We start from the raw sequence: 17,230 nt of genomic DNA, 5'->3' as shown, positions 1-17,230 counted from the left end.
GTTTTCATTCCTTTTAAAATCAAATTGTTTTATTCTAAACATTATATATAGCAGTTGGGATGGGAAAAGTCAAGATTCCGGTTTGTGGAAGTGGATTTTTGGCAGTCATAAAAAATAAAACAGGAAAATATAATATTGTCATGGCTGAAAATATCCGTTAGACTAAAAGCAGCCAAACAGAATTTAACCAAATAGCGAAGCGGATTGCGAATATCCGCTTGACTCACGGAGGAAATCATGCCAGGAACAGACATATCCGAAAAAAATCCGCTTCACGTATCCGAAGTGGATGATAATTTAAAAGAATTAAGTCCTCACGGTTCCTTTGAGCTGCCGGTGGAAACGTACACGGGAAACTGTGAGATCTTTCATGCACTGTATGATCACTGGCACAGTGAAATGGAGATCATGTATATTGAGAAAGGCAGCGGTTTTGCCAGACTGAACCGGGAGAGTATCCGACTGAAAAAAGGGGATATTCTGATCGTAAACTGCGGGGTTCTTCACAGTATGCGGACAGATTTAAACAATCCTCTCTATTATAAAAGTGTGGTGTTTGGACTTGGATTTCTGGCCGGGCAGCCGGGAGATATCTGCCAGGAATGTGTGGTATCCCCTCTGATGGAAAACAGGGCAGAATTCTGCCATCATATAGAAGAAGGAGATTCCGGGTATGAGAAGCTTAAGGAAATTTTTTTGGAGATCCATACCTGTCATACAGAGAAGAAACCATATTTTTATGTGAAGCTGAAAATGCTGTTCTTTGATTTCTTTTATGAAATGCTGACCAGGCATTATATTATTCCGGTAAGTACAGAGCAGAATAAAAGCCTTGCGGCAGTGAAGGAAGTTCTGGATCATATCAGCCTTCACTATCAGGAAAATCTTACAGTTTCGGAACTTTCCGGGCTTTCCAATTACAGTGAATATTATTTTATGAAGCTTTTTCGCCAGTATACGGGAAAAACTCTGGTGGAGTACATCAATGATTTCCGTATGGAGAAGGCAAAATATCTTCTGACCCATTCGGACGCACCGGTGACAGAGATTGCCATGAACGTGGGATTCAACAGTACAAGCTATTTTATCAAGAAATTCCAGCAGGCAAATGAGATTTCCCCACATAAGTACAGAAAGAGCATGGGACAGTCAGTCTGACAAATATCTTGCATATCATGACAGGATTGTTATATTTTTGCATCTTGATGCGTGATATCCTAATACCATCAAAAACAAAGCAAACAACCTTGTAAAAACACATTTCATCCCATAAAGATCCATGAAAGGAGATCAAAAATGGAAACATTAAGCAAAGTATTCGAAGACAAATATAACAAAAATGTCAAAGACTGTACAAACGAGGAAATCTATCACGGACTTCTCTCCTGGACAAAGGAGCAGCTGAAAGGCCGCGGATATCAGGAAGGAAAAAAGAAGATTTATTATATTTCTGCAGAGTTCCTTATCGGAAAACTTCTCTCCAACAACCTGATCAATCTCGGTGTTTATGACGAAGTCGCAAGATATCTCAAAGAGAACGGCAAAGAACTTTCCATGATCGAGGAGATCGAGCCGGAGCCATCTCTTGGAAACGGCGGTCTTGGACGTCTGGCAGCTTGCTTCCTGGATTCCATCGCAACTCTGGGACTTCCGGGAGAAGGAATCGGACTTAATTATCACCTTGGACTTTTCAAACAGGAGTTCAAAGATCATCTTCAGTTTGAGACACCGAACCCGTGGATCGAGCCGGAGAGCTGGCTGACAGACGCAGGCGTTTCCTATTACGTACCGTTTAAAGGCTTTATGCTGAAATCCACACTGTATGATATTGATGTGGCAGGATATGAGAATAAGGCTATCAAGCTTCGTCTCTTTGATATTGATATTGCAGATGAGAGCATTGTAGGAGAGGGAATCTCTTTTGACAAAAAAGATCTTCTTCACAACCTGACTCTGTTCCTGTATCCGGATGACAGCGATGACGCCGGAAGAAAGCTTCGTATTTACCAGCAGTACTTCATGGTAAGCAATGCGGCACAGCTGATCCTGGATGAGGCGACTGCCAAAGGCTCCAACCTTCATGACCTTGCAGATTACGCAGTGATTCAGATCAACGATACACATCCGAGTATGGTAATTCCGGAGCTGATTCGCCTTCTCACAGAGCGTGGAATTGAGTTTGAGGAGGCCTGCGAGATCGTATCTCATGTATGCGCTTACACCAACCATACCATCCTTGCAGAGGCACTTGAGAAATGGCCGGTTTCCTATCTTGAGGAAGTAGTTCCGCACCTGATGCCGATCATCCGCAAACTGGATGAGCGTATCAAGGCAAAATACCCGCAGGAAAATCTTGCCATCATCGACAAGAATGACCTGGTCCACATGGCACATATGGACATCCATTACGGATTTTCCATCAATGGTGTTGCATCCCTTCATACAGACATCCTGAAGGAGACAGAGCTTCATCAGTTCTATGAGATTTATCCGGAGAAATTTAATAATAAGACAAATGGAATCACCTTCCGCAGATGGCTCCTTCACTGTAACCATCCGCTGACTGAGTACATCACATCCATGATCGGCGACGGCTTCCGCAAAGATTCCTTTGAGCTTGATAAAATGCTTGAATTTAAGGGAAATCAGGATGTTCTTGCAAATATCCTGAAGATCAAACAGGACGCAAAGAAGAGATGTGCAGAATTTATCAAGGCCAATACAGGCGAGGAGATCAACACACACAGTGTTTATGATATCCAGATCAAACGTCTCCATGAGTACAAACGTCAGCAGCTGAATGCACTTTATATCATCGACCGCTACCTGAAGATCAAAGCCGGCGAGAAGCCGCAGCGTCCGGTAACCTTTATCTTCGGTGCAAAAGCAGCTCCTGCATACATCATTGCAAAGGACATTATCCACCTGATCCTCTGCTTACAGGAACTTATCAACAATGATCCGGAAGTTTCTCCATACATGAAGGTTGTTATGGTGGAAAACTACAACGTAAGTGCAGCAGAGAAGCTGATCCCGGCCTGCGATATCTCCGAGCAGATTTCTCTTGCATCCAAAGAGGCCAGCGGAACCGGAAACATGAAGTTTATGCTCAACGGTGCGGTAACACTGGGAACCATGGATGGTGCAAACGTGGAGATCAGCCAGCTGGTAGGCAGGGAGAATATCTATATCTTCGGTGAGTCCAGTGAGCAGGTCATCAAGCACTATGAGAAAGCGGATTACTGTGCAAAAGATTTCTATGACAAAGATGAGCGCATCCGCCGTGCAGTAGATTTTATCGTAGGAAACGAGCTTCTTTCTATTGGAAGTGAGGAGCATTTAAGAAGACTGCATCATGAGATCGTAAGCAAGGACTGGTTCATGACACTTCTTGATTTCGAGGATTATGCGAAAGTAAAAGACCAGGCACTGTCCGATTATGAGGACAGAACCGCATGGGCAGAGAAGATGCTTGTGAACATCGGAAAAGCAGGATACTTCTCTTCAGACAGAACTATTGAAGAGTACAACAGAGATATCTGGCATCTGACAGCTGAGAAATAAAACAGTCTCAGCCAGATTGCTTCGGCGCGTATATAAAATAGAAAAATAGAAAATAAAAACACCGGCATTCATCGGAAATATGTACTGGGTCTGAGATGTCAGAGATGATCTGGCAACCCGGACAGGACATGTTACAGATGAATGACCGGTGTTTTTTATGAAATCAGATAAGTGGATGATTCAGGCTTTTCCATGCTTAAACGCCATCATCATTTCCTTGGTAAGGCTGATATTGTCACCCTCATCCGGAATATCTTCCCGGTTGAACCAGGAGGCCATGGAAAGTTCGCTGTGGTCTACAGTCAGAGTATCATCGCCGTCCAGGTCGCAGTAGAAGCCGAACAGAAGGGTTCCGGAGAAGGACCATGGCTGGCTCTTGTAGTAGCGGAGATTTTTGACCTTTACGCCGATCTCTTCCATAACTTCACGGTGAACGGTCTCCTCGATGGTCTCACCAATCTCCGCAAAGCCTGCGATCATGGCGTAGCGGGTGTGGTTTCGGCCTTCATATTTGGAGAGTATCAGCTTGTCGCCGTTGGTAACTCCTACGATCACAGCCGGAGAAAGTACCGGATATTCTCCGTTTCCGCAGGCAGGGCAGATCATCTTGCGCTCCGCCTTGTCATGTACCATGGGTTTACCGCAGCAGCCGCAGAAACGACGTTTGCTGTACCACTGGAAAAGCTGGTATCCGGTAATTCCCGCGAAGGCCAGATACTGTGGTTCAGCTGTGCGGAGTACGCGTGTGATCTCAAACTGATATCCGGGAAGAAGACTGGTATCCAGATCCGGGATCAGGTAAAAATGTTCTTCGTCAACAGAGAAGAGATAGATATAATTCTCATAAAGATGATCAATTTTTCCTTCCAGTTCTCCAAAACTTGGAAGAGTCATGGTCTCGCCGTCTTTTTTCATAAGGATCTTGCCTTCTTCGTAGGCGAGGATGTGGCTTGTTTTATCCGGGGCCACAGGCTTGTATTCATTGTGATAGGTATGCGGTGCGATATCCTGGATCATGATCGATAATTCCTTTCCGAATTCATTGTCTGGCAGTGTTCACGGATGATGCTGCCATGAAAAATAAAACATGCTTCCTACAGTATAAGCTTACATCACAAAAAAGGCAACGTCCTTTTCTTAAGGATTTTCGTAATATCAATAGAGAGAATGTAATGTCTGTCTGGAATGGCAGATATTATGGAAAAAATGTATCCGGGCTGGCAAAATCACATAAATCAGTTGCCTGGGGTTCAGGGGAAGTGTAAGATAGAGATATTACATTGTGCAGAATAAGCGAAGAGGCGGACGGACTTTATACCGGGTGTACTGCGGATATATTTCTGCACAGAAGGAGAATATTATGCCAACAACAGAAAAGCCGGGCCTGACCCGGGATGCCATTAAATATCTGGCGATTTTTACCATGCTTCTGAACCATATCGCCAACGTGCTTCTGCCGGAAAATACGATCCTGTGGGAAGTTCTGGTGGATATCGGGTATTTTACAGCCATTACCATGTGTTATTTTCTGGTGGAGGGATTTTATTATACCCATTCCCGGAGAAAATATGGCGAAAGACTTCTGATCTTTGCCGGAATCTCTCAGGTTCCTTATACGATGGCCTTCGGATATTCCCAATTGAACATGATCTTTACATTATTTATCTGCTTCATGCTCCTGGTGATCCAGGAAAAAATGATGGCAAGTCCGTGGAGGATTCCTCTGCTGATCCTGCTTCTTTTGCTGTCCGTTTTTTCGGACTGGGCGATCCTGGCACCGGTTTTTACCATCTGGTTTTATGCAGGATGGGGGAACCGGAAGAGAATGATAACCGCTTATGGAGTCGGTGCTGTACTTTTTGTGCTGTTTAATTATGGTTCCTATGCGGAAAAAATGGCAGCCGGACCGGCAATGGTACATGCGTTACTGTCTGCAGCAGGAATTGTGGCGTCGGGAATCATCATCCTGAACTTCTACAATGGAAAAAAATCTGAAAAAGCACCGAAGTTTTCGAAATGGTTTTTCTATATTTTTTATCCGGCACATCTTCTGATCCTGAGCATAGTACGGATTATAGTACAGTAATATACATAAGAGAACAGGTAACGAATATCTGCCTCACTTATGCATAACCGGATAGATTGCCGAAAATAAAACTCATATCCGTATAAAACATAGTAATTCTGTAAGAAAACAGAAAAATAGAGAAAAAACTCTTGAAAACCGAAAAATTATCTGCTATGCTAACTGACATGACAAAGGCGTCTGGAAATTAAGTTTCCAGGCGCTTTTTGCGTTGCAGAAATAATGTGAGGGAATCGAGGAGGAAATGGATGATGAATGCAGGAGATACTGGCTTTATGCTGATCTGTACAGCCTTTGTGTTCTTTATGACACCTGGGCTTGCGTTTTTCTACGGAGGACTGGTCCGCAGAAAAAATGTGGTAAATACCATGATGGCCTGTGGGGCGATCATGGGGCTGTCCGTTGTTATGTGGACATTGTTTGGATATTCGCTGGCATTTGGCGGAAACTATGGAGGGATTATCGGAGACCTGAGATGGTTTGCGCTGAATGGTGTTGGCTGGGAGCCGGGACCTTATGCAGATACGATCCCGCATCTGGTATTTGTAGCGTTCCAGATGATGTTTGCCATGATCACACCGGCACTGATCACCGGCGCTGTGGTTGGAAGAATGCGTTTTAAGGCGCTGTTTTTCTTTGTGGCGATCTGGTCTTTGATCGTGTATTATCCGATGGCACATATGGTCTGGGGAGACGGCGGATTTCTGGCAGCCATTGGCTCTGTGGATTTTGCAGGTGGAAATGTGGTACACATCAGTTCCGGTGTCAGTGCACTGGTTCTTGCCATTTATCTGGGGCAGAGACGTGGCTATGCAAAGGCAACCTATCGTACACATAACATTCCCTTTGTATTTCTTGGGTCGGCCATGCTGTGGTTTGGATGGTTTGGTTTTAATGCGGGAAGTGCACTGAAAGCAGACGGTCTTGCAGCGCATGCTTTTATGACCAGCAGTATTTCTTCTGCCTGTGCACTTCTGACATGGATGCTGATCGAGGTGATCCGTGAGGGAAAACCCACACTGGTTGGTGCCTCCACAGGTCTTGTAATTGGTCTGGTAGCGATCACACCGGGGGCTGGTTTTGTACCGGTGTGGGCATCCTTTATCATTGGAATCCTGGTAAGTCCGATCTGTTACTTTACCGTAATTCTGCTGAAGCAGAAACTGAAAATTGACGATGCGCTGGATGCTTTTGGCTGTCATGGTATCGGTGGTATCTGGGGAGGAATCGCCACGGGACTTTTTGGAAAATCTTCTATTAATTCCGTTGCAAAATGGGATGGCCTGGTGTTTGGGGACTACCGGCTGTTTCTGGCACAGGTATTAAGTATTGTGATCACCATTGCGGTTGCCATTGTGGGAACGCTGATCTGTATCGGAATCGTGCGGATCTTTACACCGCTTCGTGTAGATCCGAAGGAAGAACTGGTTGGTCTGGATGCATCCCAGCATGGAGAAAATGCATATCCGTCATTCAATGGATTTGACTGATCATGACAGAAAGATTTTTTATGGCAATGATCGTGTGAAAATGGAGGAAATCGTATGCTTATAAAAATAGAAGCAATTGTAAGAGAAGAAAAAATGGAAGATGTCAAAGCTGCGTTAAATGAGATCCAGGTAAACGGTTTTACCGTAACCCAGATCATGGGATGCGGAACCCAGCGTGGTTATACAGAGTATGTCCGGGGGTCCAAGATTGATGTATTTTTGAAACCGAAGATTAAATTTGAAATTGTAGTATCATCGGAAGACTGGGAGATCAAAGTTATCGATGCCGTACAGAAAGCAGCCTTTACCGGCGATCCCGGAGATGGCAAGATATTCAGCTATGAGATCCGTAATGCTGTCCGTATCCGTACCGGCGAGACCGGATACGATGCGCTGCAGTCGGAATTTCTGTAAATTGTTTTAGTCAAGCGGATATTCGCGATCCGCTTCACTATTTGCCTGATTCGGTTAAAATAAAATCATGTATGAAAAAATCCTTCGGGAAGTCACGAGTATATCAGCAGATAGGATCCTGAGACTTTTCGGAGGATTTTTTACCACAGATTTAACAATAGCCTTACGCTGATTTGATGAAAAATATCATGTGTTCGGTATAATATATAAGATGTACACGAAAACTGAAAATAACAGATAAGGCAAAAATGACAAAAAAGAAATCAAAGAAAAAAATAAGTAAAAAACAGAAATCCATGAAAGAAGGATTCACACAGGCCAAAGAGGAACAGGAGAAGGAAAATCCCCAAAAGTATGATCCGGCTCAGAAAACCGGGCAGGACAGAGTTTCGGATCCCGTGGAACCGGAAATTCAGAGACTGGCAGCAGAAAAAACAGCAGCCATTGCAAGCTACATCAAAGATCCGGACTACCGTCTCCGCTGCAAGGCAGCCATTGATATCCTTATGGCAAAACTGAAGATGATCAATGCAGAACTTTCCGGGCAGAAAAAACGTACGGTGATCAGTCAGGTCACCAGCCGGATCAAAAGTGCGGAGAGTATTTATGCAAAACTTCTGAAAAAAGGACTGGAACCGGATTTTGAGACTGCCAGGAAAAATCTGAAAGATCTCATCGGCATCCGCGTGGTCTGTCCTTTTGAGGATGAACTTTACCAGGTTGCAGAATCCCTGGAAATGCAGAAGGATATCGAGATCGTCCGGATAAAGGATTACATTAAAAATCCAAAGAAAAACGGCTACAAAAGTCTTCATCTGATCGTGAAAGTACCTATCTACTCTGCGGAAGGTGAACAGAAAGAACTGGTGGAAATACAGCTTCGGACCATTGCGATGGATTACTGGTCTGTGTTAGAATATGAGTTGTATTATAAAAAAAGAGACAATGCGGAAATTGAAGCAGAATTAAAAAAATATGCAGAAGAAATTGCAAATCTGGACCATAGAATGCTGGAACTACGAAATAAAATTGAAAAAATCTGAACAATCAGCGAATGTGAGATCAGAATGCCTGTTTTATGACAAAACTGTAAAATTACTGCATCAGAAAAGGAGGAATATATGGAAACATTAAGATCAAAAAAAGGCTTCATCTGTGATATGGATGGTGTAATCTACCATGGAAATAAACTCCTCGACGGAGTAAAGGAATTCGTGGAATGGCTTCAGAGAGAAGACAAGAGTTTTCTGTTTCTTACCAATGCAAGCAGCCGTTCCCCAAGAGAACTTCGCGAGAAGCTTCTCCGCATGGGACTGGACGTCGGGGAAGAGCATTTTTATACCAGCGCTCTTGCAACTGCAAAATTCCTGCAGAGCCAGGCACCTGGGTGCAGCGCTTATGTGATCGGAGATCATGGCCTTTACAATGCATTGTATGATGCAGGAATCACTATCGATGATGTTTCCCCGGACTATGTGGTTGTAGGTGAGACTACCACATACGGATATGAACATATCTTACGTGCCATGAACCTGGTAAACAAGGGAGCCAAGCTGATCGCAACCAACACAGATATCACAGGCCCCATCGAGGGCGGAATCGCACCGGCCTGCCGCGCTTTTGTGGCACCGATCGAAGCTACTACAGGCAAACAGGCATACTACGTCGGCAAACCAAACCCTCTGATGATGCGTACCGGACTTCGTATCCTGGGCGTACATTCCAATGAAGCCGTGATGATCGGTGACCGTATGGATACCGATGTGATCGCCGGTATTGAGACAGGCCTTGACACAGTTCTTGTACTTTCCGGTGTATCCACAAGAGAAACTGTAGATAAGTTCCCATACAGACCGAGACTGATCCTGAATGGAGTGGGAGATATCCCGGTGCTGGAGAAATAAAAGATATTTACACATGAAATTATAAATTAGAATTTATAAAAAAGAAAACGGAGAATTCCTGGAAAAAGAAGTTCGGGAATTCTCCGTTTTGTTGTTTGAGTCATTTCAGTCGGGCTCTGTTTATTATGGGTTATACTCTGTTGATCAGCTGCAAAGATGACACTTCTCACAGGCAGACGGTGTGGCTGCACAACCGCCGAGAGCAGTTTCACGAAGCTCTGCAGGAAGCTTTTTGCCTACGGTATACATGGCATCGATCATCTCATCCAGAGGGATGAATTGGGTGATACCGGCCAAAGACATTTCGGCTGCGATAAGGGCATTGGAAACACCGGCTGCATTACGGTTCTGGCAGGGATATTCCACCAGGCCGCCTACCGGGTCACATACAAGACCGAGCATATTCATAAGAACGGTGGAAGCCGCATAGGTACACTGCAGCGGAGTGCCGCCAAGAAGTTCCACAGCAGCAGAAGCAGCCATTGCGGAAGCGATTCCGACCTCAGCCTGACATCCGCCAACAGCACCGGCAACTGTGGCGTTTCGCATGGCAAGATAGCCGATCGCGCCTGCATTAAATAGTGCCTGGCGGATTTTTTTATCGGAAAAGCCGTAGACCTCCTGAAGTGCAAGCATCATTCCGGGAACGATCCCGGCACTGCCGGCAGTAGGAGAGGCAACGATAAGTCCCATGGAAGCGTTGGTCTCAAGGGTTGCCATAGCGTAGGTGATACCCTTTCCGAGAACATTTCCGCACAGGCTTTTTCCCAGGTCATGAAATTCGCAGAGCTTTCGGGCTTCACCGCCGATCAGTCCGCCCATAGATATCACCGGATCTTTGATGGGGGAAAAAGCAGCATCCTTCATGATCTCCAGAACACGGTCCATGCGCTGGTCCACGATTTCAGCAGTGGTTTCACCGAGAAGGATCTCACGCTGGCGCATTACTTCGGAAATCGGAAGCTTTTTTTTCTGGCAGAGAGCAAGAAGTTCCTTGGCATTTTTGAAATCCATAAAACACATCCTCCTTTTCCCTACATCTGAACAACCATGACATCATGGATGTTGGTGTTCTGGTGAATGCTTTCTACGATATCTTCCGGGAGATGACCGTCGGATTCCACGATCGTATAGGCTGTGGTTCCTTTGGATTCACGGAAGAGGCGCATGAAGGCAATGTTAATGTTACGTTCACTTAAGCATCTGGTGATGTAGGCCACAACACCGGGAGTATCCTGATGGATCACGATGATGGCACTGTATTCGCCGGTGAAATCCACTTTCACGTGGTTGATCTCCACAATACGGACCTTGCCGCCGCCCAGCGATTCCCCCCGGACTGTCATTTCCTGTCCCTGGTCATTGACCATGTGGATATCGACAGTGTTGGGATGGACATCGGTTTCTGTTTCATTTGGAGTAAAGGAAAAGTCGATCCCCTGTTCCCTGGCAATGTCAAAAGAATTCCGTATACGCATGTCATCTGTGGAAAAGCCCATGATCCCGCCAAGGAGGGCACGGTCTGTACCGTGTCCCTTGTATGTTCTGGCGAAGGAACCGTAAAGGATGAATTCCACTTTTTTCAGGGGCGGCGTGATCATCTTCTGGGCAAGGAAAGCAATGCGTGCAGCCCCTGCGGTATGAGAACTGGAAGGACCGATCATGTTGGGACCCATAACGTCAAATACACTGATAAAAGACATTTTGCTTAATTCTCCTGTGGTGTTTTTGCAATAAATTTCTTATAAATGGTGTCAACGATCACGCCGATGGCGTTGTCACCGGATACATTGCAGGCAGTTCCGAAGGAATCCTGGGTAATGTAAAGGGCAACCATGATAGCACAGATGGCACCGTCCGGATCCCCGGCTTCCGCTCCGAATACCATGTAAAGGAATGGAAGAGCAGTCATGATGGAACCACCGGGAGCACCGGGAGATGCAACCATGGCAACACCGAGAGTCATGATAAATGGAACTACAGTTCCGAGGCTGATAGGCAGCTGGTTCATAAGACAGACAGCTGTTGCACAGGCTGTGATGGTGATCATGGAACCTGCCATGTGGATGTTTGCGCAGAGAGGAACTACAAAGTTGCGGATCTGCTCACATACACCGTCATTTTTGGCACATTCCAGGTTAACCGGAATGGTAGCTGCGGAAGACTGGGTTCCAAGGGCGGTGGTATATCCCGGAATCTGATTTTTGATCAGGGTGAAAGGATTCTTCTTGCTTACGGTACCTGCGATCACGAACTGGATTGTAATACAGATCAGATGCATGATGATCACAACGAGGAATACTTTCCAGAGAATGCTTAAGATGGCAAATGTTTTTCCGGAAATAGTCATATCTGTGAAAGTTCCGCAGATGTAAAGAGGAAGCAGCGGGATGATGATGGTATGAAGAACTTTGTCAATGATCTTGGAAAAATCGCTCATTCCGTTGTACAGGCTGTTTCCCATCTCTTTTCCACGCATGGAAGAGAGGCAGAGTCCCATCACAAAGGCAAGGGCAACTGCGGAAAGGGTATCCATGACCGGACTCAGGGTAATACTGAAATACGGTGTCAGAGATGCGTCAGCAGTAGCCGCGATCTGGTCCAGGGCACCTTCACTCATAAAGTGCGGGAACAGGTTGGAAGATACCAGATAGGATGCGGAACCTGCGATCAGAGTGGAGCCATAAGCCAGAGCCACTGTGATCAGGAGAAGCTTCCCTGCACCCTGTGAAAGATCCGCAATACCCATGGTCACATAGGCAAGGATCATCAGCGGGATGACAAATTTCAGAAAGGTACTGAAAAATCCGGAAAGGGTTACAACAAAGCGACAAAAGCCTTCCGGAAGGAACTGGCCGAACAGGATACCTACGATGATGGCAATGATCAGCTTCGGCACAAGTCCGATCTTGATTTTTTTCTTTTCCATTTGGATTTTTTCCTCCGAAGTATGAATTTATTCATTTTGCACAAAAATACGATTGACGTCCTCGTGATTGTATTGTAACATTGACATAAAAATAAGGCAAATTCACAGATTTCATCATCACGATGAAAAAATTTCATAGTAAAAGGGAGAAAATCATGGAAATCCGTCAGTTGGAGACGTTTGTACATGTAGCACAGCTTCAGAGCTTTTCCAGGGCAGCAGAGGTTCTGGGATACACTCAGTCAGCGATCACTGTCCAGATCCGTCTTCTGGAAAATGAGCTGGAAACAAGACTTTTTGACAGAACCGGAAAGCGTGTGGTGCTTACTCCGTCCGGAAAAGAGTTTATGGGGCATGCAAGCCGGATCTTATATGACGTAAATAAAGCAAAAAAGTCAATGAATGATGATGCGGAACTGAAAAATCCATTACATATCGGGACGATTGAATCTCTCTGCACAGCAAAGCTTCCGGCTGTTCTCAGCAAATTTCGTGAGTTTCACCCGAAAGTAAATATGCAGGTGACTATTGATACACCGGAGCAGCTGATACGGATGATGGAGCATAACGGGCTGGATCTTATTTATATACTGGATACCCCAAGGTGGGACCAGAACTGGGTGAAGGTCATGGAGAAGGCGGAGCCGGTAGTATTTGTGGCCTCTGCAGATTCGGAGTTTGCGGGAAAGACGCTGAAGATGGAGAATATCCTGGAAGAGCCTTTTTTTCTCACGGAAAAGAATGCCAATTATCGCCAGGCCCTGGATCAGCAGCTGGCGCTTAAGAAGCAGGCCCTGTCACCGGTACTGGAGATCAGCGATACCGCTTTTATCATCCGCATGCTGGAAAAGAACCACGGACTTTCCTTTCTTCCCTATCTGGCTGTGGAGCGGGATATCCGGAAAGGAAGAATTGCCCTTTTACATGTGGAAGATGTGGAGATATCCATGTACCGGCAGATTTTTTACCATAAAAATAAGTTTAAGACGAGAGAGATGGAGGAGTTTATCCGTCTGGCGGCAGAGTGAAAGTCAGAGCTTGTAAAAACAAATAAAATGTGGCACTATAAAAGAAAAACACAGGAGAGAAAAAAATGAATCTTATTGAAGAAGCAAAAGCTCTTGGTTTTTCCGACGCAGCGGTCATAAGTACCGATCAGCTTGTATTTGTGCCGGAATACCGGGTTTTCTGCGAGGACAATCTTTGCGGGAATTATGATAAAAACCCGGCATGTCCACCACAGAGCGGCACTGTAGAGGAGATGAAAGAGCATGCGCTGAAATACGAAAAAACGCTGATACTCCAGACAATGCAGGATGGCCTTATGGACTACAAAAAGGCAAAACTTGCTCATAACAAACTGACAGAACAGCTGGCAGGGAAGATGAAAGAAGAGGGAATAACTGATCTTCTGATCATGAGTGCGGGGCCTTATAAACATAATTCCTGCATGTCCGCTTACTGTGTGGATGCACAGAAAATGGCAGACGCTGCAGGAATGCTATGCTGGACCAGCGACGGAATGATCCGTTATTTTTCCCAGGTTCTTTTCCGTGGGTAAGATGAAGGATTTTGTAAAGGAATATGGGAGAAATAGATGGAGTTTTACGAATGCGAGTATCCGTTGACAGAAACAGAAAAAACGTGTAGAGTTTAAATAAATGTAATTACATAAAAAGAATCAGCAGGAGAAAAACCAGAATGGAAAAATCAACAGTTTATTTCACTGATTTTCGTTGTCCGGTGGGAACCAGCCAGCTGGACAAACTGAAAAAACTCTGCGTTGCCGCAGGAATCAAAGATATCGATATGGATGGAAAATTCGTAGCCATCAAGATGCATTTCGGAGAGCTTGGAAATATGGCATTCCTTCGTCCGAACTATGCAAAGGTAGTCGCAGATCTTTGTAAGGAGCAGGGCGGAATGCCGTTCCTGACAGATTGTAATACTCTTTATCCGGGAAGCAGAAAGAATGCACTGGAGCATCTGGACTGTGCAAATCTTAACGGATTTAACACGATCACAACCGGATGCCAGATCATCATCGGTGACGGAGTTCGAGGAACCGATGAAGTAGAAGTTCCGGTAGTAAACGGAGAATACTGCAAAACTGCCCTGATCGGACATGCTATCATGGACGCAGATATTTTTATCAGTCTCAGCCATTTCAAGGGACATGAGACAACCGGCTTTGGCGGTGCTCTGAAGAATATCGGTATGGGATGCGGAAGCCGTGCCGGAAAAATGCAGCAGCATGCCAGCGGAAAGCCGGCCATCCATGAAGATGTCTGTCGTGGCTGCCGCCGTTGTGCGAAAGAGTGCGGAAGTGATGCGATTACATATATAAACAAGAAAGCAGTTATCGATTACGATAAATGCAAAGGCTGTGGCCGCTGTATCGGGGCCTGCAGCTATGATGCCGTATACAATCCGAATAGCAGTGCAAACGAGCTTCTTGACCGCAAGATGGCAGAGTATGCACAGGCTGTCTGTCACGGACGTCCCCATTTCCATATTGCGCTGGTACAGGATATCAGCCCTAACTGTGACTGCCATGGTGAAAATGATGCGCCGATCCTTCCGGATATCGGAATGTTCGCAAGCTTTGACCCGGTTGCACTGGATCAGGCCTGTGCAGATGCCTGCCTGAAGGCAACACCGATCGCCAACAGCCAGCTTGGAGAACATCTGGCAGAGCCGGGATGGCACTGTCATCATGACCACTTTAAGGATTCCAATCCGAATATTGAGTGGAAGGCAACCCTGGATCAGGCAGAAAAGATCGGTCTGGGAACCAGGGAATATGAGCTGAAGATAATCAAATAAGCAACAGAAATCATATAAAATCACGAAAGCACGCCTGTTACATGGCGTGCTTTTTTGCGTAAATAAAGAAACATAAAATGAAAAAACGTATAAAGACGGTATCTAAAATAAAAAACATATGCGTGCATATGCGTGCTCGAAATACAGCTATTGTGAATAATATACAAAGAAATAACAGGAAAATTTAGACAAAAACGAGAAAACAGAAAAAGCTGTAAATTTATATTGCATAATCAGACTGCGTGTGATAACATACACACAACATAATTAACACGCATTTAACACGCAAATAGAGGAAAATAGCACGCAAATACGAAAATATCAAAGATAAGCGGAGCTAATGTGCAGGAAAACGTGCAGATCGTGTGTACAGAAACAGGCTGCATTCTGTGAGCAGAGAATACAGAGCAGGCCTGAAATCTTTTTCAGAGGAGGAAATTATGACAGTAATACAGAAAAAACAGCGTCTGCTGACTATGATATTCGGAGCTTTTGCAATCTTTTTTACCGGATATCCCCATGTATGGTCTATTTACCAGCCCTATGTGATGGAGCAGGCAGGCTGGAGCCAGGGACAGGCATCCATGTGCTTTTATCTGGCACTGAGCACCTTTGTATTCGGAAATATCGTAGGCGGAAGGATGCAGAACCGCTTTAAGGAAAAGACGATTGTATGGATCGGAGGCGGGATCTTTGCGGCAGGAATCCTGGCATCCACATTTCTGATCGTTCCTACACCGCTTCCTATGTATCTGTCTTATGGCGTGATGCAGGGATTTGGACAGGGAATGATCTACACGGTGATCCTGGCAACTGTGCAGAGATGGTTCCCGGACCGTACCGGATTTGCTTCCGGTGTTGTGGTAACTGCCAACGGACTTTGCGGATTTTTCCTGGCGCCGCTGAGTCGAAAGCTGCTGGAGGCAGAGGGCGTGCAGAAAACCTTTCTGATCATTGGGGCAGCCATCGCAGTTTCCTGGATCCTGTGCGGCATCTTTTTTCAGGCACCCGATAAGAGTCTGGTGAACGCAGGTGGCTCTGCGGCAAAGCCCGGGACATCGGAGATGAAGCAGTATACATCCGGAGAGATGATGCGTACAAGAAATTTTTATCTTCTTCTTGCGACCATGTTCTTTGGACTGATTTCTTATTTTATGGTTTCACCGGTATCCCAGACACACCAGATCGACCTTGGGATTCCGTCTGCAGTGGCAGTCAGCGCCGTTATGCTTGGATCCATTGTCAATGCGGGAGCAAGACTGGTGCTTCCGACACTTGCAGATAAAGTGGGAAGGATCGTCTGCATCAAAGGAGTGCTGATCGTGGCAGTAATCGCTATGGGAGTTCTCGCTGTATCAAGATCCCTGGCAGTAACGGTTGCTGTTGTGCTGATGTACGGCTGCTACGGCGGCATCATGGGAAGCTTTCCGTCCCTGACAAGCTCTATTTTCGGAATGAAGCACACCGGGGAGAATTACGGATTTGTCATGTTCGGCATTGTATTTGCAACCTTTGGCGCACCGGCGATCTCCGGTCTGGTGAGCCGCAAAGGTTATGAGATGAACGTGGTATTTGGGATCGGAGCTGTTTTTGCAGTGATCGCATTTGTATGCCTGACTCTGCTTGGACGGAACCTTGTGAAAGAGCATGCCGAAAAATCTGCCGGAGTAAAGAATGATACAGCACAGGTAAGCAAACCACAGGCAGAATAAGTCTGAATGTAACTGGATGCAGAGCTGTATCAGCTGCCGGATCAAAGACAGCTGACTGCGAATCAGAAAATAGAAAAACCTGGAAGAAATAAAATGCCTGTGGCTGATTTCTTCCGGGCTTTTTTTGAGTTGCAGGGATCAGATATTTCTGCTAGGATAACGAAAGGATGAGAAAATCAGATATTGTTTTTGACTGTTTATGCAAGTAATTGAAGATGGACAAAATAGTAATTGTATTAACTGATGAACCATAGTATAATACAAATATGAACACAACATATAAATCAAACAACAATGTCGTCTAT

15 protein-coding genes are annotated in these 17,230 nt (G+C 45.4%); 11 read left to right on the top strand and 4 right to left on the bottom strand.

What is annotated here, in order from left to right; genetic code table 11:
* The first annotated feature begins 237 nt into the window (after nt 1-237).
* Together G5B12_RS00075 and glgP are read left to right on the top strand one after the other, a co-directional pair.
* The gene (locus G5B12_RS00075) at nt 238-1,158 is read left to right on the top strand and encodes an AraC family transcriptional regulator (RefSeq protein WP_118061926.1); all 921 of its coding nucleotides are present in this window, start codon (nt 238-240) and stop codon (nt 1,156-1,158) included.
* A gap of 138 nt (nt 1,159-1,296) precedes the next feature.
* The gene (glgP, locus tag G5B12_RS00070) at nt 1,297-3,564 is read left to right on the top strand and encodes a glycogen/starch/alpha-glucan phosphorylase (RefSeq protein ID WP_118061925.1); all 2,268 of its coding nucleotides are present in this window, start codon (nt 1,297-1,299) and stop codon (nt 3,562-3,564) included.
* 180 nt (nt 3,565-3,744) lie between these two features.
* Here the strand turns inward: glgP and nudC are convergent, their stop codons facing one another.
* Complete coding sequence (nudC, locus tag G5B12_RS00065; RefSeq protein WP_118061924.1) at nt 3,745-4,581, bottom strand: NAD(+) diphosphatase; 837 nt, start codon at nt 4,579-4,581, stop codon at nt 3,745-3,747.
* Between the two features lie 343 nt (nt 4,582-4,924).
* On the opposite strand from nudC, the gene G5B12_RS00060 reads away from it, so the two are divergent.
* The 5 genes from G5B12_RS00060 to G5B12_RS00040 all read left to right on the top strand — a co-directional run bounded on the left by G5B12_RS00060 (nt 4,925) and on the right by G5B12_RS00040 (nt 9,458).
* Nucleotides 4,925-5,650, top strand: coding sequence for a TraX family protein (locus tag G5B12_RS00060; protein WP_244096010.1), 726 nt, complete (start codon nt 4,925-4,927; stop codon nt 5,648-5,650).
* Between the two features lie 251 nt (nt 5,651-5,901).
* Nucleotides 5,902-7,140 carry an ammonium transporter gene (locus tag G5B12_RS00055; RefSeq protein ID WP_174087609.1) on the top strand — a complete coding sequence of 413 codons (1,239 nt, stop codon included), beginning with the start codon at nt 5,902-5,904 and terminating at the stop codon, nt 7,138-7,140.
* Between the two features lie 54 nt (nt 7,141-7,194).
* Complete coding sequence (locus G5B12_RS00050) at nt 7,195-7,554, top strand: P-II family nitrogen regulator (RefSeq protein WP_015527276.1); 360 nt, start codon at nt 7,195-7,197, stop codon at nt 7,552-7,554.
* Between the two features lie 248 nt (nt 7,555-7,802).
* Entirely contained in the window at nt 7,803-8,597 is a 795-nt protein-coding gene (locus G5B12_RS00045; RefSeq protein ID WP_174087520.1) for a GTP pyrophosphokinase, read from the top strand.
* 78 nt (nt 8,598-8,675) lie between these two features.
* Nucleotides 8,676-9,458: an HAD-IIA family hydrolase gene (locus tag G5B12_RS00040; protein ID WP_118070938.1), complete on the top strand. Its 783-nt coding sequence runs from the start codon at nt 8,676-8,678 to the stop codon at nt 9,456-9,458.
* A gap of 144 nt (nt 9,459-9,602) precedes the next feature.
* On the opposite strand, the gene sdaAA is transcribed toward G5B12_RS00040, so the two are convergent.
* Genes sdaAA through G5B12_RS00025 form a run of 3 tightly spaced genes read right to left on the bottom strand, consistent with a single transcriptional unit; the run spans nt 9,603 to nt 12,387 of the window.
* Nucleotides 9,603-10,472 carry an L-serine ammonia-lyase, iron-sulfur-dependent, subunit alpha gene (sdaAA, locus tag G5B12_RS00035; protein ID WP_021976643.1) on the bottom strand — a complete coding sequence of 290 codons (870 nt, stop codon included), beginning with the start codon at nt 10,470-10,472 and terminating at the stop codon, nt 9,603-9,605.
* A gap of 20 nt (nt 10,473-10,492) precedes the next feature.
* Nucleotides 10,493-11,161 carry an L-serine ammonia-lyase, iron-sulfur-dependent subunit beta gene (gene sdaAB / locus G5B12_RS00030; protein WP_174087519.1) on the bottom strand — a complete coding sequence of 223 codons (669 nt, stop codon included), beginning with the start codon at nt 11,159-11,161 and terminating at the stop codon, nt 10,493-10,495.
* Between the two features lie 5 nt (nt 11,162-11,166).
* Nucleotides 11,167-12,387, bottom strand: coding sequence for a dicarboxylate/amino acid:cation symporter (locus G5B12_RS00025; protein ID WP_174087518.1), 1,221 nt, complete (start codon nt 12,385-12,387; stop codon nt 11,167-11,169).
* Nucleotides 12,388-12,542: 155 nt separating this feature from the next.
* Between G5B12_RS00025 and G5B12_RS00020 the strand changes: the two genes are divergently transcribed.
* The 4 genes from G5B12_RS00020 (at nt 12,543) to G5B12_RS00005 (ending at nt 16,925) form a co-directional block, all read left to right on the top strand.
* A complete protein-coding gene (locus G5B12_RS00020; protein ID WP_021976645.1) occupies nt 12,543-13,415 on the top strand; it encodes a LysR family transcriptional regulator in 873 nt (290 codons plus the stop codon).
* Nucleotides 13,416-13,480: 65 nt separating this feature from the next.
* Entirely contained in the window at nt 13,481-13,948 is a 468-nt protein-coding gene (locus G5B12_RS00015) for a DUF2284 domain-containing protein (RefSeq protein ID WP_059086047.1), read from the top strand.
* A gap of 140 nt (nt 13,949-14,088) precedes the next feature.
* Nucleotides 14,089-15,213, top strand: a complete 1,125-nt coding sequence (locus G5B12_RS00010) for a DUF362 domain-containing protein (RefSeq protein ID WP_174087517.1) — start codon at nt 14,089-14,091, stop codon at nt 15,211-15,213.
* Between the two features lie 440 nt (nt 15,214-15,653).
* Nucleotides 15,654-16,925 carry an MFS transporter gene (locus tag G5B12_RS00005; RefSeq protein WP_174087516.1) on the top strand — a complete coding sequence of 424 codons (1,272 nt, stop codon included), beginning with the start codon at nt 15,654-15,656 and terminating at the stop codon, nt 16,923-16,925.
* Nucleotides 16,926-17,230: the final 305 nt, after the last annotated feature.

This window comes from Blautia sp. MSK.20.85 (assembly GCF_013317245.1).
Lineage (GTDB): Bacteria > Bacillota > Clostridia > Lachnospirales > Lachnospiraceae > Blautia_A.
The sequence above is the reverse complement of the archived record's forward strand: the minus strand, read 5'-3'. Positions and strand labels throughout refer to the sequence as shown.